Consider the following 17,771-nt stretch of genomic DNA (forward strand, 5'->3'; position numbering starts at 1 on the left):
CCCGCACTGCAAGCTGCGGTTATGAAGCTTCTCGTACTGGGTGGTTCAGTTTTCCTCGGACGGCACACCGTGCAGGCCGCGCTGGCGCGCGGCTGGGAGATCACCACGTTCAACCGCGGCCGGACCGGCGCCGACGTGCCCGGCGCGCAGGCGGTGCGGGGCGACCGCACCGACGCGGAGGACCTGGCGCGGCTGGCGGCGCTGGGGCCGTGGGACGCCGTCGTGGACGTCTGCGGCTTCACCCCGCGCGACGTCGCCGCGTCGGCGCGCGCGCTGTCCCCGCGGGCCGGCGCCTATGTGTTCGTGTCCAGCATCAGCGCCATCGCCGACTGGCCCGCCAAGGCCGTGGACGAGGACGCGCCCATCCACGAGTGCGAGCCCGACGCGGGCGAGGACGCCGGGGACTACGGCGTGCTGAAGGCCGGCTGCGAGCGGGCCGCGGAGCGGTACTTCACCGGGGGCCGCACCCTCGTTCTCTCCCCAGGGCTGATCATGGGCCCGTACGACAACGTGGGGCGGGTCGAGTACTGGCTGCGGCGCGTCGCCGAGGGCGGGCGGTTCCTCGCCCCCGGCCACCCCGACCGCGCGCTCCAGCTCATCGACGCCCGCGACATCGCCGCGTTCACCCTGGACGCCGTCGAGAAGGGCCTGAGCGGCCGCTACCTGGCCAGCGGTGTGCTGGGCGTGCCCACCTGGGGGGAGTTCCTCCAGATGTGCGCCCGGGTCACCGGCTCCAGGGCCGAGCCGGTGTGGGTGGACGACAGCTTCCTGGTCCAGCAGGAGGTGAAGCTGTGGACGGAGCTGCCGCTGTGGGCGCCGCACGGCCCGGACTGGGCCGGGCTGTGGCAGCCGTCCTCGCAGAAGGCGCTGGCCGACGGCCTGGTCTGCCGCCCGGTGGAGGACTCGCTGCACGACACCTGGCAGTGGCTGAGCACCGAGGCGCCCGAGGTGCTGCCGCGCTACGCCCGGCACTCGGGCCCGAGGCCCGGCATGGACCCGGAGCGGGAGCGGGCGGTGCTGACCGCCTGGGAGTCCCGCTAGCCGCCGCGGCCGCCCCGGCCCTCGTGGGGCGGGGCGGCCGCGGGGCTGCGGCTGTGTCAGCTCGTCCGGTACTTCTTCGCGGAGTCCACCTTGCACTGGAAGTTGACGGACTCGTAGGAGAGGTACGGCCAGTCCGCGGTCAGGTTCTGGGACTGGCCCGGCCCCACCGTTGCGGTGAGGAAGTCGGTGCCCATGCTCTCCCCGGTGGCGCTGTTCTCCCACTTGAAGACCACGGAGTAGCTGAAGGTGTCCGAGGTGGACGGGTTGGTGATCACCAGGTCCGAGGTGAGCTGCTTGCTCGTCTCGTCGTAGTCGCAGCCGGTGATGCGGATGTCGTTGGCGCCGTTGGTGTCGTACATGCCCGGCGAGCTGGTGGTGCTTGAGCCGGTGGTGGTGGTGCTGGTGCCGCTGCTCGTGCCCGAGCTCGAACTGGAGCTGCTGCCGAACGTGGTGCTGGAGTCGCCTCCCGTGGTGCCGGAGTCGCCCCCGACGCTGCTGGAGTCGCCTCCGGTGGTGAAGCCGCCCGAGCTGCTGGAACTGCTGCTCGAGCCGCCGTCGTCGTCGCAGCCGCCGCCGTCGGAACGACGTGCGCCCGTCAGGGTGACGAGCACGATCGCGAACACGGCGATGGCGCGGACATGGCGACGCGTCATGGAATGGATCCCCCGAGTGAGAACTAACGTCATCGCGCGGTGCACATACCGCACTTGTGGTTGCAAGCCCGCCCGAAGCCGGAAGTATGCGGACTGATGGGTGCACGACAGGCTAGCAGCCCGCCCCCTACGACGCGCCGATCACTTGTGCGGTTCCCGTGTGGCCTGTGTGAGGGGACGGACAGGCTAGCGGACGGCGCGCGACCCCGGCGAAGCGGCCGGGCGGCTGACGCGGGCGCGACCGCGGGTGGACGGTGAGCCCGGCGCCGCTCCCCGGTCCGGCCCGGCTGTTAACGTCCCGTCGGGGCGCCCCGCGCGGCGCCCCCCGCCTTCCGCCAGCCCGACCGGAGCAGGTGTCACCGTGCCCCTCCCCGCCCTGCGCCCCGCGGCGGCCGCGGCCGCCCTGCTCTGCCTCGCCACGCCCGCCCCCGCGGCGGCGGCGGACACCCCCGCCCCGGCCCCGGTCGCCCCGGCCCCCGCCGCGCCGGACCTGGCCGCGCCCGACCTCCGGGGCGTGCGCACCGCCCTGCGGGACGCCATGGCCAAGGGCGCCCCGGGCGCCATGGCCCGCCTCGACGACTCGGGCACCGTCCACCGCCTCACCGAGGGCGTCCGCGACCGGTCCACCGGCGCCGCCATGACCACCGCCGCCCGGTTCCGCGTCGGCAGCGTCACCAAGACCTTCTCCGCGGTGGTGCTGCTCCAGTTGGTGGAGGAGGGCAGGGTGGGGCTCGACACCCCGGTGAACGTCCATCTGCCCGGGCTGCTGCCCGACGACCGGATCACCGTCCGCCACCTGCTCACCCACCGCAGCGGGCTGCACGACTACACCGACGACATGTTCGCCGCGACCGTCCCCGGCTTCGAGGCCGTGCGCGAGGCGGTGTTCACCAAGCGGGAGCTGGTCGCCCTGTCCCTGAGGAAGCCGCGGACCGGGGCGCCCGGCGCCGCCTACCGGTACTCCAACACCAACTTCGTCATCGTCGGCGCGCTCGTCGAGGAGATCACCGGCAGGCCCGTCGCCGACGCCTACCAGTCCCGGATCATCCGGCCGCTGGCCCTGACCGACACCTTCTACCTGCACCCGGGGACGGTGATCCCCGGCACCCACGTCCGCGGCTACCTCAGGCCCGACGAGGCCGGGGCCCCGCTGGTGGACGCGACCGAGCAGACCCTCTCCTGGGCGCAGGCCGCGGGCGCGATGATCTCCAGCCCGCGGGACCTCAACCGCTTCACCTCTGCCCTGCTGAAGGGCCGCCTGCTGCGGCCCGCGACGCTGGCCGCGATGCTGACGACGACGCCGACCGACGGCACCGGCACCCGCTCCTACGGCCTTGGCCTGCGCCGCTACGAGCTGTCCTGCGGCACCGAGGTCTACGGCCACACCGGCACCGTGCAGGGCTACTACACGTACGCGTTCACCACCCGGGACGGCGGGCGCAGCCTCGCCTCGACGGCGAACACCTCCAACACCGGCCCGGCCAACACCGCCCTCGGCGGCACCCTGGAGGCCGCGTTCTGCGGCAAGGCGCTGTCGGCGAGGTCCCTGAAGGCGGCGATGCGCGCCTTCACCGCGGACGACGAGGGCTGACGCGGGGCGGGCCGCCCGCCCGCCCCGCCGCCGCCTCAGCCCTCCCACTCCTCCGTCTGCTCCCGGCCCGCGGCCGCCTGCTCCACCCACCCGGACACCGTCTCCTTGCGCACCCCGAGCCCGGACAGCAGCCCCGAGCCGCCCTCCAGCTCCAGCAGCGCCAGCAGCACGTGCTCGGTGCCGACGTGCTCGTGGCCGAGCCGCAGCGCCTCCCGGAAGGCCAGCTCCAGCGCCTTGCGCGCCTCGGCGTCGAACGGCACCAGCTCGGGCGCATCGGCCGCCCGCGGCGGCAGCGCCGCGCGCGCGGCCTCCCGCGCCGCCTCCGGCCGCACCCCCTGCGCGACCAGCGCCCGCGCCCCGGCGCCCGCGGGCTGCGCGAGGAGCCCCAGCACCAGGTGGGCCGGGCCGATCAGCGCGCTCCCGGCCTCCCGGGCCTCGTTCTGCGCGGCCACCACGGCGTTGCGGGCCCGCTCGGTGAACCGCGAGAACCCCTGCCGCGGGTCCAGCGGGGGCGTCTCCCCCTTGGCGGTGAACCGCTTCTGCGCGGCCTGCTTGGTCACCCCCATGCTGCGGCCGATCTCGGTCCAGGACGCCCCCGAGCGCCGCGCCCGGTCCACGAAGTGCCCGATGAGGTGGTCGGCCACCTCCCCGAGGTGCTCGGCGGCGACGACGGCGCCGGAGAGCTGCCTGAGGGGGTCGGGGTCGGTTCTGACGACGGCCTCGATCAGCTCGTCGAGGCGGACGGCCGGGGTGACGCGGAGAGGTTCGGTCATGCGTCAACCTTAGGTTGACGATCAGAGGGCGTCAACCCTTGGTTGACGGTGGTTGTCCGCCTCCCACCGGCCCGCCCCCGTACCGCGCCGCCAGCGCCCGCGCCGTCTCCGCGAGCCGGGCCCGCAGCTCCGGCGGGGCCAGCACCTCCACGTCCGTGCCCAGGGCCAGGAACGCGCCGTGGGCGTGGTCCAGGGACTCGATGGGGACGGCCGCCCTGGTCCAGCCGTCCGGTTCGGCCACCCCCGTGCCGGCGCAGGCGCGGGCGAGCGGGCCGGGCAGGCGGGAGACGGCGCCCGGGGCGACCCGCACCACCGCCTCGCCCACGGTCAGCCGGGCGGGGAACCCGGCCTCGTACCGCCGCCAGTACCCGGGCAGGTCGAAGTCGCCGGGCGGGCCGCACTCCTCCTCGCCGACGGACACCTCCAGGATCCGGTCGACCCGGTAGGTGCGCGGCCCCGGCCCGGCCACCAGGTACCAGCGGCCCGCCTTCAGCACCAGCCCGTACGGCTCCAGGCGCCGCTCGACGTCGGTGGGCTCCCGCCACCGCCGGTAGCGCACGTCCAGCACCCGGCCCCGCCACACCGCGTCGGCGACCCGCGGCAGGTGCGGCACCTCCTCGTCGTCCGCGTACCAGCCGGGCGCCACCAGGTGGAAGCGGGCCCTGATCCGGTCCGCCTGCTCCCGCAGCGCGGGCGGCAGCGCCGCCCTCAGCTTCAGCTCGGCCGCCGCGAGCGCCGGACCAAGGCCCAGCTCCGCGGCCGGCCCCGGCACCCCGGCGAGGAACAGCGCCTCGGCCTCGGCCGCGCTGAGCCCGGTCAGCCGGGTGCGGTACCCGTCGAGCAGTCGGTAGCCGCCGCGGTGCCCGGCGTCCCCGTACAGGGGCACGCCCGCCGTGTGCAGCGCCTCCACGTCCCGGTACACCGTCCGCACCGACACCTCCAGCTCCCGGGCGAGCTCGGCGGCGGTCATCCGGCCCCGGGTCTGGAGCAGCAGCAGGATCGTCAGCAGACGGCTGGACTTCACTGACACACGATGTCAGTGGAGCGGCCGTACGGTCCAGGCATCATCGCTTCCTGCCACTCGGGAGACCCTCCGTGCACGACTTCGACTTCTTCACCGGCACCTGGAACGTCGTCAACCGCCGCCGCCTGGACTTCCTCGACCCGGACGGCGCCTGGGAGGAGTTCCCGGCCATCACCCACGCGTCCGTGCACTTCCGCGGGGGCGCGAGCTTCGACGAGATCGACTTCCCGACGCTGGGCACGACCGGGCTGACCCTGCGCCTGTTCGACCCCGAGCGCGAGGAGTGGTCCCTGTACTGGGCGAGCTCCCGCACCGGCCGGCTGTTCCCCCCGGTGACCGGCCGCTTCACCGGCGGCCGGGGCGAGTTCCACGGCGACGACACCCACGACGGCAAGGACGTCCGGGTGCGCTTCGTCTGGTCCGACATGACCGCGGACTCCGCCCGCTGGGAGCAGGCGTTCTCCCTGGACGACGGGGAGACCTGGCTGGTCAACTGGGTGATGGAGCTCAGCCGGGCGGCATGAGCCGCGGCCGCGCGGCTCAGCCCAGCACCCGCACGGGCTCCCCCGCGAGGAACGCCCGGATGTCCTCCACCGCCTGGGTGTAGTAGGTCCGGTAGTTCCCCTCGGTGACATAGCCCAGGTGCGGGGTGGCCAGCAGCCTGGGCGCCGAGCGCACGGGGTGGTCGGCGGGCAGCGGCTCGACGTCGAACACGTCCACCCCGGCGCCGGCGATCGTGCCCTCCCGCAGGGCGGCCAGCAGCGCGTCCTGGTCCACGATGGCGGCCCTGGAGGTGTTGACCAGGTAGGCGGTCGGCTTCATCAGGGCCAGCTCCCGCGCGCCGACCAGGCCGCGGGTGCGGTCGCCGAGCACCAGGTGGACGGAGACGAAGTCGCTGCCCGCGAGCAGCTCCTCCAGCGACGCGGCCCGCCTGACGCCCACCTCCGCGGCACGCTCGTCGGTCAGGTTGCGGCTCCAGGCCACCACGTCCATCCCGAACGCGAGCCCCACCTGGGCCACCCGGCCGCCGATCCGGCCCAGCCCGAGCAGCCCCAGCCGCCGACCGTGCAGGTCCGCCCCGACCGTGGACTGCCAGGGCCCGCCCTCCCGCAGCGCGGTGTTCTCGCCGACGACGCCGCGGGCGAGCCCCAGCAGCAGCGCCCAGGTCAGCTCCACCGGCGGGGTGGAGGAGCTGGCCGTGCCGCACACCGTCACCCCGTGCTCGGCCGCGGCGGCGAGGTCGATCACGGAGTTGCGCATCCCGGTGGTCACCAGCAGCCTCAGCCGGGGCAGGCGGGCCAGCAGCGAGGCGGTGAAGGGCACCCGCTCGCGCATGGTCACCACGATGTCGAAGTCCCGCAGCGCCGCGGCGAGCGCGTCCTCGTCGGCGAAGTGCCCGGTGAAGCCGGTGACCTCCACCCGGTCCAGCACCGGGCTCCAGTCGGCGAGGGAGCGGGCCACGTCCTGGTAGTCGTTGAGGACGGCGCAGCGCAGCGTCATGGGGGCGTTCTCCTTGCTCGGGTGGGCTGCCGAACAGTCTCGCAAAGGGGTCCGCCCGCGGCGCCGCGGCCCTCACCCCGCGGCGGCCCGCAGCAGGCCGAGGCCGGTGAACGTCTCCCGGCACCACGCCAGCGCGGTGTCCGCGCCCGCCCACTGCGGGTCCTCCGGCGACAGGTGCGGCAGGACGTAGGGGACGGTGATGCCCTCGGGGAGGTCCTCCGGGCGGCAGCCGTTCGGCTCCCACCCGTAGTTCGCGTCGCGCATCCGGCGGGCCACCGGCCGCGGCGCGCTGTCCCACACCGCGAACCACAGCCGCCGCAGCATCGCCGGATGCGCCATCACGAACATCAGCCGCCCCATGTCCAGCGGCTCCGCCGCCGAGACCACCCGCGCCACCGAGGCGAACCGCTCCCCCTCGCCCACATAGGTGCAGAACCCCGACCAGATCTCCACGCTGTGCCCGGCCGAGACGATCGACGAGCACAGCGCGGCCAGCGCCACCCCCCGGTGGTGCACGGCCGAGTGCGGGGTGGTGTTGACGAACCCGGCCGGGACCAGGAACGTCACCACCCGGCCCCGCGCCGAGATCCGCTGCGGCACCGCCTCCACCATGCACTCCGGCTCCCCGCTCAGGTAGACGCCGATGTCCACCTCGCTGCCGGTCACGTCCCAGGCCGGCACCAGGGCCGTGGTCAGCACCTCGTCCCCGACCCGCTCGCGCAGCTCGGCCACCTCGGCGTCCACCTGGGGCAGCACGGTGGTCCACCCGTCCTCGGCCAGCCGCAGCGCCTCCTCCCAGGTGGCGCCGCACCACTGGTCGCGGCCGTGGCGCCCGGAGCCGTCGGCGATGCTGTCGGGGGCGCGGGCCCGGTCCACGAACTCCTGCCAGGACCAGATCGGGGGCAGCGCGTGGACGGTGTCCTCCGCCCACCGGTGCTCCTGGCTCACCCCCGCTCCTCCCCGCCGTCCTCGGCGAGCCCGAGCGCCGAGCGGTGCGCCGCCGACAGCCCTCGCACCACCCGCCACCGGACGGCCTGCTCCACGCTCGCCCCCGCCTGGAGCAGCTTGGCCGCGTCGATGCCGGCCCGGGGGGAGAACATCACCGGCAGCCGCTTCTCGGCCGCGGTGGCGCGCAGCCGCCGCACCTGGGCGAGCACCCGCCGCGCGTCCGCCTGCCGCGACGGCGCGTGGGCGAGCGCCAAGCGCTCCTCCAGGTCCTCGTCCACGGGCACGTCGATGACGGTGAAGCGGTCCAGCGTCGCCGCGTCCAGCGCCTGGCGGCCCACGTACTGCCGGTCGCCGCCGGTGCCGTAGGTGTTCGCGGTGGCGATCAGGCGGAAGTCCGGGTGGGCGTCGACCATGCCGTCGGCGAAGGCGCAGGACCGGATGGACAGGGCCTGGTTCAGCTCCGCCAGCAGCCCGGGGTGGCCCGCGTCCAGCTCGTCGAGCAGCATCAGGCCGCCGTCGGCGAAGGCGCGGCGGAACGGCGTCGCGTGGTAGTGGCCGTGCGCGTCGTAGTAGCCGAAGATCTTGCTCATCGGTGTCGTCGGCCCCAGCGACAGGGCGTGGAACTCCTGCCCGAACGCCTGGGCCGCCTGCCGCGCCATCATCGACTTCCCCGTCCCGGCCGGGCCCACCAGCAGCACGTGGCAGCCCGCGCCCAGCGCGAGCAGCACATCCGGCAGCACGGCGTGGGTGTGCCCGCCGACGCGGACCGGGTCGGCGGCCTCCCCCACCCTGACCTCCACCACGGGCGGCACCGTCTCGGCGGCGACCGCGGCGACGGCGCGGGCCGCCTCCTCCCGGGCGAACCCGCCCACGGCCCGCACCACTTCCTCGCGGGCGCCCACCAGCTCCTCCCTGGCCCTGGCCCACACCTCCGCCAGCTCCGCCCGCGCCTTGTCCAGCACCTCCTCCGCCGCCCCGCGCGCCTCCCGCACCGCCTCGGCCGCGGCCTGTTCGGCCACCTCCCCGGCGACCCGCCGCGCGGTCCGGACGGCGGAGTCCCCGATCACCGCCTCGGCGGCCTTGACCACCTGCTCGGCCTCCGCGACCCGCTCCCCGGCCACCTCCCCGGCCACCTCCGCGGCCGCCTGCCGCGCCGCGGCCTCCGTGGCCTGCCGGGCGTAGGGGGATCTGGCGAGCGCGTCGGCATACCGCATGACGGTCTCACTCGCCACGTCCCCCGCGATCCGCCGCACTTCCACCCTGGTGCTCTCACGCATACCGGCGATTGTCCGCACCCCCCTCGGGACCCCTCCCGAGCGGCGGGCGGACCCGCGCCCTACCGGGGTGCCGTCGGGTCGAACTCCCCGCCGCGGGCGCCGTCCAGGAAGCAGCGCCAGACGTGGTCGGTGACGACGAAGGGTGGGTTGGCGGGGTCCTCGTTGTCGCGGAGGGCTACCCAGCCGGGGAAGAAGGCTATTTCGAGGCAGCCGCCGTTGGCGCTCGACGCCGAGGACTTGAACCACTCGGCCGCGGCCAGATCTTCGGGGGACGGTCGTCGGTGTGGGTTGGTCATGTCATCTCCGCTGCGGCTCGGGCGATCAGGGCCACTGACTCGTCGGGGTCGAGAGCAGAGGCTCGGAGCAGGTCAAAGGTGTTGGTCAGGCGTCGTACGTCGCGCGGTTTCTCGAGGTAGAGGTTCCCCGCCTGGCTGTCCACGTAGACCACGGGCGGGTCGTTCTCGAACTCCAACACCGAAAGGGCGCCGCCCAGTCCGGGGTGGCTTGCCTTCCCGAACGGGAACACCTGGATGGTGACGTTCGGCAGCTCAGCGGTCCTGAGCAATTGCTCAAGTTGCGCACGCATCACCTCCGCTCCGCCGACGGGACGGCGGATGGCAGCTTCGTCCAGCACCACCCAGAGTTCGAGGGGATCGTCCTCCCTCACCAGGAGCCGCTGCCGTTCGATGCGGAGCCGCACCAGATCCTCGATGTCCGTGGGCCGGTGGATCCGCGCGGCCTGCAACACGGCGCGTGCGTAGTCGGGAGTCTGCAACAGGCCGTGGATCAGCAGCGGCTCCCACGCGTGCTCCGCGCGGGCGTCGGTTTCAAGACCGACGTAGATCGCGAGGCCGGACGGCAGGACATCCTCGTACGCCTCCCACCAACCGCGCTTCTGCGCGCTGCTGACCATGCCCAGCAGTGTGTTGATCAGTCGCTGGTCCGTGACGCCGTAAAGCGCGCACATCTGCTGCACGTCCGTCGGTTTGGTGACAGCCGTGCCGCGGCCGGTCTCGATCCGGCTGACTCTGGCCTGCGAGCAGCCGAGTTCCCTGGCGACCTGCTCGATCTTCAGACCCGCACTCTCACGCAGCCGCCGCAGTTCGGCGCCGAGCTGTCGTCGGTTGACGGTCGGGCCACCAGGTGGCATGTGTGGCTCCCCTCCACGGCCCGCGCGGCGTCGGGTGGTTCGCCGCGCACTTGCTTGGGCCCAGTCTGGCGTACTGAACGGACTGTCAGCGGCCATCCACCCATCTCCCTCCTTCTGTCCCACGTACGAGGGAACCCTTTACTCAGCACTTGCTCATACAGTGCTGCAAGCGCACTCTGGCGAGCAACTCGCGACCGTGCGTGATGGCCCGGTGTCCCTCGGTCGGGACCGGGCCGGTGGGAGGTGTGCGATGACCGACGCCGTTGTCTGGCTCGCCGGAGCCTGTCGGAATCCGGTCAGGGTGTTGCGGGAGTGGGAGTCGGACCCGCGGGTGGTGCCGCTCGCCCGGGTGGGGGTGCGGTTCGACGTGGTGGAGGTGGGGCAGGGGCTGGGGCTCGCCGCGTTCCGGGCGCTCGGCGGGCGGGGGCCCGTCCTGCACTGCCCGGGGCGGGGCGTGGTCTGGTTCCTGGTGCCCGTCGGGGCCGCCGCGGGGTGGCGGGCCGCCGGGGTGCGGGGGCTCGCGGGCGGTGAGTGGATCCCGGTGCCGCACCCGGAGTGGGGCGGGGGCAGGGTGGCCACGTGGCTGCGGCCCCCGGGCGCGGGTGCGCCTCTGGTGCGGCCGGAGGCTCTGCGGGCGGCCGTGGGCGAGGCCGGGGATGGGGCCGAGGGGTGGCGCGAGGCGGTGTTCGAGGAGAGCGCACGGCGGTTGCTGGGGGCCGCACGGGAGCGGGCGCTGGCGGCGTGGCTGCCGGGGCGGTCGGAGCGGTCGCCCGGGGAGGCCCGGCGGTTGGTGCGGGTGGGCATGGAGGGGTGGGGGGTGGCGGACGCCTCCGCCGACGCGGTGCAGTTGGTGGTGTCGGAGCTCGTCACGAACTCCGTGCGGCACACCCGGAGCCCGTGCGTGGGGTTGTCGGTCGTGATGGTGCCCCGGTGGGTCAGGGTGGCGGTCCGCGACACCGGCCCCGGGTTCCGCGCGCGCGTGGCGAAGGCGGGGAACGCGGAGGAGGGCGGGCGCGGGCTGGAGCTGGTGGAGGGCGTGGCCGCGCGGTGGGGGTGCCGGCGGCTGGCCTCGGGGGCGGGGGCGGTGACCTGGGCGCGGGTCGCGGTGGGGAAAGAAGCGGGGCGGGGGTGATCCCGGCGGCGGGCCGCCGCCGGGGGCGGGGTCACGCCTGGTCGTTGTCCTTCAGGGTGCCCCAGCCGTGCCAGCGGTCGATCTCGACGCGGGCGCTGACGCGGCGCCGGGCGCGGTTCGGGTAGGGCTTGCCGATGTAGTGGCGGGCGAGGCGGTCGATGTCGGTCATGTCCTCGTCGTCGCGGACCTCGGTGACCCGGCCGATCAGACTGATGTGGGTGTACCAGTCGTCCGCGGCGAGGACGGTGAGGGTCACCCGCGGGTCGTCGCGCACGTGCGCGAGGCGGCGGCGGCCCTCGTCCATGTTGACCAGCACCCGGCCGTCGTCCTCCCACAGGTACCAGGTGGCGGTGGACACGGGCGTGCCGTCGGAGCGCAGCGTGGCGATCACGCACGGGTTGGGGCGGCGCAGCATGGCGACGGCCTCGGGCGGCAGCGGCGGCTTGGACACGCGGACTCCTCACGGGTGAACGGCGCGCCGGGCCGGCACGCGCGTGCTCCGGACGGTACGGCGCCCACGATACGCGGGCGGGACGCGGCGGCCCGTCAGCCGCGCGCCGCCCCGGCGCGGCCCGGGGTGCCGGTGCCCTCGGCCACGTCGAGGGCGTACACGCAGCGGTCCTTGCTGCACGCGAAGACCACGCCGTCCACGACCACGGGGGAGCCGGTGATCTCGCCGCCGGTCTCCAGCTTCCAGCGCAACTGCCCGCCGGCCGCGTCGACGGTGTACAGGCAGGAGTCCTTGGAGCCGAAGTGGACCCGGCCGTTCGCCACCACGGGCGAGCCGACCAGCTCGTCCTGGGCGGCGAAGCGCCAGCGGGCGGTGCCGGTGACCGCGTCCAGGGTGTACAGGGCCTTGCCGCTGCCGAGGTGGACGGTGCCGTCGGCGACGACGACGGGGTCCGCGCCCTGGCGGCTCTCGGTGGCGATGCGCCAGCGGTCCCGGCCGGTGGCGGCGTCGATGGCGTAGACGGTGCCGAGGTAGTCCACGACGTACACGCCGCCGCCGGAGACCGCGGGCCCCGGCACATGGGTGGGGCGGGTGAACATCACCGCGGGGGCGTCGAAGCGCCAGCGCTCGCGGCCGTCGGCGGCGGACAGGGCGAGCACGCGGGTGCCCGCGGTGACGTACACCGCGCCGTCGGCCTCGATCGGGCGGGCCGGGCAGTTCTCGCCGAGGTTGTGCGTCCACTTCTCCCGGCCGGTGCGCACGTCCACGGCGTGCAGCAGGCCCCCGCCGTAGTAGTAGACGGTGCCGCCGATGATCACGGGCCCGGAGTCCGGGGACTCGTACTCGGTCTGGGCGCCCGTCCTGCGCCAGCGCAGCTCGCCGCTCGCCGCGTCGCGCACCTGGACGCCGCCGCCGCGGACGCCCGTGCACACGGCGCCGCCGGCCACCTGGAGGGAGTACACCCAGCCGTCGGGGGTGGCGCGCCAGCGGTCGCCGCCGTCGGCGGCGTCCAGGGCGTAGAGGCTGGGGCCGTCGGACGCGAACAGGCGGCCGTCGGCGACCGCCATGGACCAGGCGACGTCGCGGGTCTTGAACTCGCGGCGGCCCGTGGCCACGTCCAGCGCGTGGACCTCGAACGACGACACGTACACCCGGCCGTCCGCGACCACCGGCGTGCCCCACAGGTCGTTGGACATGCGGAAGCGCCACGGGCGCCACGGCGCGGGCCCGGCGGCGGGGCGGGGCGCGGGCGCCGGGGGGCGGGCGGGGGCGCCGGAGTGGGACGGGGTGCCGCGCCGGACCCAGTTCATGCCGACGGCGGGGGTGGCGCCGTCGGCGGCGTCCTTGGCGCGCAGGCCGGGGCCTATCTCCACCTCGGAGCCGCGCAGCCGGACCGGGCCGTGCTCGTGGGTGAGGTCAGGGTCGGGGTCGGCGGGCGGCGGCTCCGGGGGCGGCGGCGGGACGGCGGGGCGGGCGGGCGCGCCGGGGACGCGGCGGCCCCGGCGGGACTCGATGAGGGCGATGGCGTCCTCGGGGAGCCAGGCGGACGCCTCGCTGCCGTCGTCGTCGGAGGAGAACAGGTGGGGGGCGAGCTGGGCCTGGATCTCCTGGGGGCTGGGCCGGTTCTCCGGCTGCATCTTCAGGCAGGACTCGATCAGCGGGCGCAGCTCGTCGGGCAGGCCGGTCAGGTCGGGGCCGTCGCGCAGCAGCATGAAGACCGTCTCGACCGGGTTGGCGCCGTGGTAGGGGGCGTGGCCGGTGGCGGCGAAGCAGAGGGTGGAGCCGAGGGAGAACACGTCGCTGGCGCCGGTGACGCTGCGGCTGTCGCGGGCCTGCTCGGGCGACATGTAGGCGGGGGTGCCGACGGCGACGTTGGTCATGGTCAGGCGGGTGTTGGACACGCCGCTCGCGATGCCGAAGTCGATGACGCGGGGGCCGTCCTCCACGACCAGCACGTTGGACGGCTTCATGTCGCGGTGGACCAGGCCGGCGCCGTGGATGGACTGGAGGGCCTCGGCGATGCCCGCGGCGAGCCAGCGCACGGCCTGCACCGGCAGCGGGCCGCACTTGTCGACTATCTCCTCCAGGGACGGGGCGGGCACGTACGCGGTGGCCAGCCACGGCACGGCGGCGCGCGGGTCGGCGTCGACCACGGCCGCGGTGTAGAAGCCGCTGACCGCGCGGGCCGCCTCCACCTCGCGGGTGAAGCGCACCCGGAAGAGCTGGTCCTCGGCCAGCTCGGCGCGGACCGTCTTGATGGCCACGCGCCGGCCGGACGCCGAGCGCGCGAGATAGACCAGCCCCATGCCGCCGGCGCCAAGACGCCCGAGCACCTCGAAAGGACCGATGCGTCTCGGGTCGTGCTGCGTCAGCTGCTCCACTTCTCCTGCCCACCTCCCCGTCGGGTCCCCCGGGCAGCGGCTCACCGCCCACCGGCCAGGGGTACGGCATTGATTCTTCCTGCCCGACGGGCCGGTGGCGAACCCGGGGGCGTTTCGCCGTGTCGGGCGCGTTCCGGGCGAAACGCTCCTGCGGAGGGCGGGGGCGGGGAGGGCGGCCCTCGGGTGGGTGGAGGGAGGGTGCCTCCGGCGGCCGGAGGCACCCCCGGCCCCCACCCCGCCTCAGCGTTCCGGGGCCGGTGGGGCCGGGGAGGGGCCGAGGAGGTCGGCGGCGATCGCGGCGCGGTGGTGGGCGGTGTCGCCCCAGGCCGCGGTCAGCGCCCACGCCCGGCGCAGCCACAGGTGCAGGTCGCACTCCTCGGTGTGCCCGATCGCGCCGTGCACCTGGAGGCTCGCGCGGGCCGCCGACTCGGCGGCCTCGCAGGCCAGGACCTTGGCCATGGACACGTCGCGGGGGTGGGAGGCCAGGCGGTGGTCGAGGGACCAGGCGGCGCGGAACACGGGCGGGCGGGCGAACTCGATGGCGCGCAGCACGTCCGCCAAGCGGTGCTTGACCGCCTGGAAGGAGCCGATGGGCCGCCCGAACTGGTGGCGGAGGCGGGCGTGCGCGACGGCGAGGTCGAGCATGCGCCGGGCGGCGCCCAGGGCGTGGGCGGCGGTGCCGAGCGCTCCCAGGTGGAAGGCGCGGCGCAGCGCGGAGGCGGGGGCGGTGGCCGGCGGGGCGCCGCGGCGGGGGGTGGGCAGCGGGCGGGCGGCGAGGGTGGGATCGACGGTGGCCGCGGGGCCGGGGAGGCCGCCGCGCAGGGCGTGGAGCGCGCAGGCGGCGGTGGCGTCGGAGCGGGCGGCGTCGGGGCGGGCGGCGTCGGAGAGGGTGTCGTCGGTGAACAGGACGAGGTCGGCGAACGCGGCGCCCTGGGGGTAGGGGTCGGGCGGGACGGCGAGGGTGAGGACGGCCTCGCCCGCCACCAGGCGGGGCAGCCACCGCTCCGCCGCGGCGGGGTCGGCCCCGGCCAGCGCCTCGGCGGCGGCCGCGGCGGCGGTCAGCGGCTCGGGCAGGCAGGCGTACCCGGCCTCCTCCAGGACCGGGACGAGCTCGCGGGCGCCCAGGCCCAGGCCGCCGTACCGCTCGGGCACGGTCAGCCCGGTCGCCCCGATCCGGGCCAGGGCGCGCCAGCGCCCCCGGTCGGGGCCGCGGCGCACGGCGTCCGGGGGGCACTCGGCGGCGAGCAGGTCGCGCACGGTGCGCCGGAAGTGGACCTGGTCCGGGGTGAGGGCCAGTCTCATCGCTCGCTGCTCCCCTTCCGTCCGCGGCCGTCCCTGGGCAGGCCGAGCAGGCGCTCGGCGACGATGTCGCGCTGGATCTCGTTGGTGCCCGCGTACACGGTCCCGGCGAGGGCGAAGCGGTGGCCGTCCCGCCACGGGCCCTCGGCCTGGGCGTGCGGGCCGAGCAGGCGCAGGGCGGTGGTGTGCAGGTCCAGGTCGAGCTCGGACCAGTGCAGCTTGGCGAGGCTGGCCTCGGCGCCCGCCTCGCGGCCGTCCTCGATCCCGGCGGCGGTGGCGTAGGTGTGCAGGCGGTAGGCGTCGGCGCGCATCCAGGCGTCCACGACGGCGTCGCGGTGGTCCTCGGGGCGGCCGGTGCCGGGGACGGTGCCCGCGGCGACGTCCCGGTACAGGGCGAGCAGCCGGTCGGCGGCGGCCAGGAAGCGGCCGGGGCTGCGCAGGGCGAGGCCGCGCTCGTTGCCCGCGGTGGCCATGGCGATGGCCCAGCCGTCGCCTTCGGCGCCGAGCACGTCCGCGTCGGGGACGAACACCTCGTCGAGGAAGATCTCGGCGAAGCCGGTGCGCCCGCCGAGCTGCCGGATCGGGCGGACGGTGACGCCCGGCGCGGCCAGGTCCACCATGAAGTAGGTCAGGCCCCGGTGGCGGGCCTCGCGCGGGCCGGTGCGGAACAGGCCGAACATGCGGTGGCCGAACGCGCCGCGGGAGCTCCAGGTCTTCTGGCCGGTGAGCAGCCAGCCGCCGTCGGCGCGGCGGGCGGTGGAGCGCACCGCGGCGAGGTCGGAGCCGGCCTCGGGCTCGGACCAGCCCTGCACCCACACCTGCTCGCCGCGGGCCATCGGCGGCAGGACCCGGCGGCGCTGCTCCTCGGTGCCGTGGCGCAGCACGGCGGGGCCGAACAGGAAGATCCCGTTCTGGCCGACGCGGGCGGGGGCGCCGGCCCGGTGGTACTCCTCCTCGAAGACCAGCCACTCCACGAGGGTGGCGTCCCGCCCGCCCCAGGCGCGGGGCCAGCCGACGACGGCCCAGCCGGCGTCGTACAGGGTGCCCTCCCACTCCTGGTGGCGGGCGAACCCCTCGGCGGTGTCCAGGGAGGGCAGCGGCTCGCGGGGGACGTGGGCGGCCAGCCACCGGCGGCCGGCCCGGCGGAAGGCGCGTTCGCGCGCCGTGAAGGCGAGGTCCATGCATGGCAGCGTAAACTGACATACCGTCAGATGGGGATGGCGGTGCACAATGGGACCGCCGGCTACTCATCGGTAATCGGCATCGGTAATCGGCTGGGGCGGGCGGCTGCCCCCGGCGGCCGGCGGGCTTCGCCCCCGGACCTCCACCGGGGCCGCGCGCCGTGCCCCGCCGTGGCCACGACTCGGGACTGAGGGGCGCAACATGGGTGAGGCGTACATCGTCGAAGCGGTCCGCACCCCCGTCGGACGGCGGGGCGGCTCCCTGGCGGGCGTCCACCCCGCGGACCTGGGGGCGCACGTGCTCACCGCGCTGGTCGAGCGCAGCGGCATCGACCCGGGCGCGGTGGAGGACGTGATCTTCGGCTGCATCGACCAGATCGGGGGCCAGGCCGGGGACGTGGCCCGCACCTGCTGGCTCGCCGCCGGGTACCCCGAGCACGTCCCCGGCGTGACCATCGACCGGCAGTGCGGCTCCTCGCAGCAGGCCGTGCACTTCGCGGCGCAGGCCGTGATGAGCGGCACCGCCGACCTGGTGGTGGCGGGCGGGGTGCAGAACATGTCGCAGGTGCCGATCGGCGCCGCGATGGCGGTGGGCAGGCACTTCGGGCACGACGACCCGTACTCCGGCTCCGCCGGGTGGCGCAAGCGCTACGGCGAGCAGGAGATCAGCCAGTTCCGCGGCGCCGAGCTGATCGCCGCGAAGTGGGAGCTCAGCCGCGAGGAGATGGAGCGCTGGGCGCTGCGCAGCCACCAGCGGGCCCTGCACGCCATCGACAGCGGCTGGTTCGACAAGGAGGTCGCGCCGCTGCCGGAGCTCGCGGTGGACGAGGGGCCGCGCCGCGACACCACGCCGGAGAAGATGGCCTCGCTGAAGACCCTCGCGCCCGGCGGGGCGATCACCGCCGCGCTGTCCTCGCAGATCTCCGACGGCGCCTCCGCGGTGCTGATCGCCTCGGAGCGGGCCGTGAACGCGCACGGGCTCACCCCCCGGGCCCGCGTCCACCACCTGGGCGTGCGCGGCGACGACCCGGTGTTCATGCTGACCGCGCCGATCCCGGCCACCGCGCACGCCCTGGCGAGGACGGGCATGTCGATCGACGAGTTCGACGCGATCGAGATCAACGAGGCGTTCGCGTCCATCGTGCTGGCCTGGCTGAAGGAGACCGGCGCGGACCCGGAGAAGGTCAACCCGTGCGGCGGCGCGCTGGCGCTGGGCCACCCGATCGGCGCCAGCGGCACCAAGCTGCTGACGACGCTGCTGCACCACCTGGAGCGGACCGGCGGCCGGTGGGGGTTCCAGACGATGTGCGAGGGCGGCGGGCAGGCGAACACGACGATCATCGAGCGGCTGTAGCGCCGCCCGGGGCGAC

17 protein-coding genes are annotated in these 17,771 nt (G+C 75.3%); 5 read left to right on the forward strand and 12 right to left on the reverse strand.

Going from position 1 to position 17,771, the window contains the following annotated elements:
- Positions 1–21 precede the first annotated feature (21 nt).
- Positions 22–1,041 carry an NAD-dependent epimerase/dehydratase family protein gene (locus ACYVO2_RS03675; protein ID WP_461006088.1) on the forward strand — a complete coding sequence of 340 codons (1,020 nt, stop codon included), beginning with the start codon at positions 22–24 and terminating at the stop codon, positions 1,039–1,041.
- A 56-nt stretch (positions 1,042–1,097) separates the two neighbouring features.
- On the opposite strand, the gene ACYVO2_RS03680 is transcribed toward ACYVO2_RS03675, so the two are convergent.
- A complete protein-coding gene (locus ACYVO2_RS03680; protein WP_461006089.1) occupies positions 1,098–1,694 on the reverse strand; it encodes a hypothetical protein in 597 nt (198 codons plus the stop codon).
- A gap of 361 nt (positions 1,695–2,055) precedes the next feature.
- Here ACYVO2_RS03680 and ACYVO2_RS03685 point away from each other — a divergent pair, with 361 nt between their 5' ends.
- Positions 2,056–3,285, forward strand: a complete 1,230-nt coding sequence (locus ACYVO2_RS03685) for a serine hydrolase domain-containing protein (RefSeq protein WP_461006090.1) — start codon at positions 2,056–2,058, stop codon at positions 3,283–3,285.
- A gap of 35 nt (positions 3,286–3,320) precedes the next feature.
- Here the strand turns inward: ACYVO2_RS03685 and ACYVO2_RS03690 are convergent, their stop codons facing one another.
- Positions 3,321–4,058, reverse strand: a complete 738-nt coding sequence (locus tag ACYVO2_RS03690) for a Clp protease N-terminal domain-containing protein (RefSeq protein ID WP_461006091.1) — start codon at positions 4,056–4,058, stop codon at positions 3,321–3,323.
- A 31-nt stretch (positions 4,059–4,089) separates the two neighbouring features.
- A complete protein-coding gene (locus ACYVO2_RS03695; protein WP_461006092.1) occupies positions 4,090–5,082 on the reverse strand; it encodes a helix-turn-helix transcriptional regulator in 993 nt (330 codons plus the stop codon).
- A gap of 71 nt (positions 5,083–5,153) precedes the next feature.
- Between ACYVO2_RS03695 and ACYVO2_RS03700 the strand changes: the two genes are divergently transcribed.
- Positions 5,154–5,606: a hypothetical protein gene (locus ACYVO2_RS03700; RefSeq protein WP_461006093.1), complete on the forward strand. Its 453-nt coding sequence runs from the start codon at positions 5,154–5,156 to the stop codon at positions 5,604–5,606.
- 16 nt (positions 5,607–5,622) lie between these two features.
- Here ACYVO2_RS03700 and ACYVO2_RS03705 read toward each other — a convergent pair whose 3' ends face one another.
- The 5 genes from ACYVO2_RS03705 to ACYVO2_RS03725 all read right to left on the reverse strand — a co-directional run bounded on the left by ACYVO2_RS03705 (position 5,623) and on the right by ACYVO2_RS03725 (position 9,957).
- Entirely contained in the window at positions 5,623–6,582 is a 960-nt protein-coding gene (locus tag ACYVO2_RS03705) for a D-2-hydroxyacid dehydrogenase family protein (RefSeq protein ID WP_461006094.1), read from the reverse strand.
- 72 nt (positions 6,583–6,654) lie between these two features.
- The gene (locus tag ACYVO2_RS03710) at positions 6,655–7,530 is read right to left on the reverse strand and encodes a DUF7192 family protein (RefSeq protein WP_461006095.1); all 876 of its coding nucleotides are present in this window, start codon (positions 7,528–7,530) and stop codon (positions 6,655–6,657) included.
- Positions 7,527–8,807, reverse strand: a complete 1,281-nt coding sequence (locus ACYVO2_RS03715; protein WP_461006096.1) for an AAA family ATPase — start codon at positions 8,805–8,807, stop codon at positions 7,527–7,529. The genes ACYVO2_RS03710 and ACYVO2_RS03715 overlap by 4 nt, the downstream gene beginning before the upstream one ends.
- Positions 8,808–8,866: 59 nt before the next feature.
- Positions 8,867–9,103, reverse strand: a complete 237-nt coding sequence (locus tag ACYVO2_RS03720) for a DUF397 domain-containing protein (protein WP_461006097.1) — start codon at positions 9,101–9,103, stop codon at positions 8,867–8,869.
- Positions 9,100–9,957 carry a helix-turn-helix domain-containing protein gene (locus ACYVO2_RS03725; protein ID WP_461006098.1) on the reverse strand — a complete coding sequence of 286 codons (858 nt, stop codon included), beginning with the start codon at positions 9,955–9,957 and terminating at the stop codon, positions 9,100–9,102. Before ACYVO2_RS03725 ends, ACYVO2_RS03720 begins: the two co-directional genes overlap by 4 nt.
- 250 nt (positions 9,958–10,207) lie before the next feature.
- Here ACYVO2_RS03725 and ACYVO2_RS03730 point away from each other — a divergent pair, with 250 nt between their 5' ends.
- Positions 10,208–11,089, forward strand: a complete 882-nt coding sequence (locus ACYVO2_RS03730; protein WP_461006099.1) for an ATP-binding protein — start codon at positions 10,208–10,210, stop codon at positions 11,087–11,089.
- Positions 11,090–11,120: 31 nt separating this feature from the next.
- Here ACYVO2_RS03730 and ACYVO2_RS03735 read toward each other — a convergent pair whose 3' ends face one another.
- The 4 genes from ACYVO2_RS03735 to ACYVO2_RS03750 form a co-directional block, all read right to left on the reverse strand.
- Entirely contained in the window at positions 11,121–11,540 is a 420-nt protein-coding gene (locus tag ACYVO2_RS03735; RefSeq protein ID WP_461006100.1) for a TIGR03618 family F420-dependent PPOX class oxidoreductase, read from the reverse strand.
- 95 nt (positions 11,541–11,635) lie between these two features.
- Positions 11,636–13,921 carry a serine/threonine-protein kinase gene (locus ACYVO2_RS03740; RefSeq protein WP_461006101.1) on the reverse strand — a complete coding sequence of 762 codons (2,286 nt, stop codon included), beginning with the start codon at positions 13,919–13,921 and terminating at the stop codon, positions 11,636–11,638.
- Between the two features lie 240 nt (positions 13,922–14,161).
- Complete coding sequence (locus tag ACYVO2_RS03745; protein WP_461006102.1) at positions 14,162–15,223, reverse strand: acyl-CoA dehydrogenase family protein; 1,062 nt, start codon at positions 15,221–15,223, stop codon at positions 14,162–14,164.
- Positions 15,220–16,401, reverse strand: a complete 1,182-nt coding sequence (locus tag ACYVO2_RS03750) for an acyl-CoA dehydrogenase family protein (RefSeq protein WP_461006103.1) — start codon at positions 16,399–16,401, stop codon at positions 15,220–15,222. Before ACYVO2_RS03750 ends, ACYVO2_RS03745 begins: the two co-directional genes overlap by 4 nt.
- A gap of 202 nt (positions 16,402–16,603) precedes the next feature.
- Here ACYVO2_RS03750 and ACYVO2_RS03755 point away from each other — a divergent pair, with 202 nt between their 5' ends.
- Positions 16,604–17,755 (forward strand): acetyl-CoA C-acetyltransferase, encoded by a 1,152-nt coding sequence (locus tag ACYVO2_RS03755; protein WP_461006104.1) that lies wholly within the window; start codon positions 16,604–16,606, stop codon positions 17,753–17,755.
- The last annotated feature ends 16 nt before the right edge of the window (positions 17,756–17,771 follow it).

The sequence above is a fragment of the Streptomyces capparidis genome, assembly GCF_054782095.1.

What these genes read in the sequence shown, in the direction of transcription:
- ACYVO2_RS03745 (WP_461006102.1), bottom strand. Translation starts at nt 15,223, where the DNA reads ATGAGACTGGCCCTCACCCCGGACCAGGTCCACTTCCGGCGCACCGTG.
- ACYVO2_RS03705 (WP_461006094.1), bottom strand. Translation starts at nt 6,582, where the DNA reads ATGACGCTGCGCTGCGCCGTCCTCAACGACTACCAGGACGTGGCCCGC.
- ACYVO2_RS03725 (WP_461006098.1), bottom strand. Translation starts at nt 9,957, where the DNA reads ATGCCACCTGGTGGCCCGACCGTCAACCGACGACAGCTCGGCGCCGAA.
- ACYVO2_RS03675 (WP_461006088.1), top strand. Translation starts at nt 22, where the DNA reads ATGAAGCTTCTCGTACTGGGTGGTTCAGTTTTCCTCGGACGGCACACC.
- ACYVO2_RS03680 (WP_461006089.1), bottom strand. Translation starts at nt 1,694, where the DNA reads ATGACGCGTCGCCATGTCCGCGCCATCGCCGTGTTCGCGATCGTGCTC.
- ACYVO2_RS03750 (WP_461006103.1), bottom strand. Translation starts at nt 16,401, where the DNA reads ATGGACCTCGCCTTCACGGCGCGCGAACGCGCCTTCCGCCGGGCCGGC.
- ACYVO2_RS03730 (WP_461006099.1), top strand. Translation starts at nt 10,208, where the DNA reads ATGACCGACGCCGTTGTCTGGCTCGCCGGAGCCTGTCGGAATCCGGTC.
- ACYVO2_RS03690 (WP_461006091.1), bottom strand. Translation starts at nt 4,058, where the DNA reads ATGACCGAACCTCTCCGCGTCACCCCGGCCGTCCGCCTCGACGAGCTG.
- ACYVO2_RS03755 (WP_461006104.1), top strand. Translation starts at nt 16,604, where the DNA reads ATGGGTGAGGCGTACATCGTCGAAGCGGTCCGCACCCCCGTCGGACGG.
- ACYVO2_RS03715 (WP_461006096.1), bottom strand. Translation starts at nt 8,807, where the DNA reads ATGCGTGAGAGCACCAGGGTGGAAGTGCGGCGGATCGCGGGGGACGTG.
- ACYVO2_RS03720 (WP_461006097.1), bottom strand. Translation starts at nt 9,103, where the DNA reads ATGACCAACCCACACCGACGACCGTCCCCCGAAGATCTGGCCGCGGCC.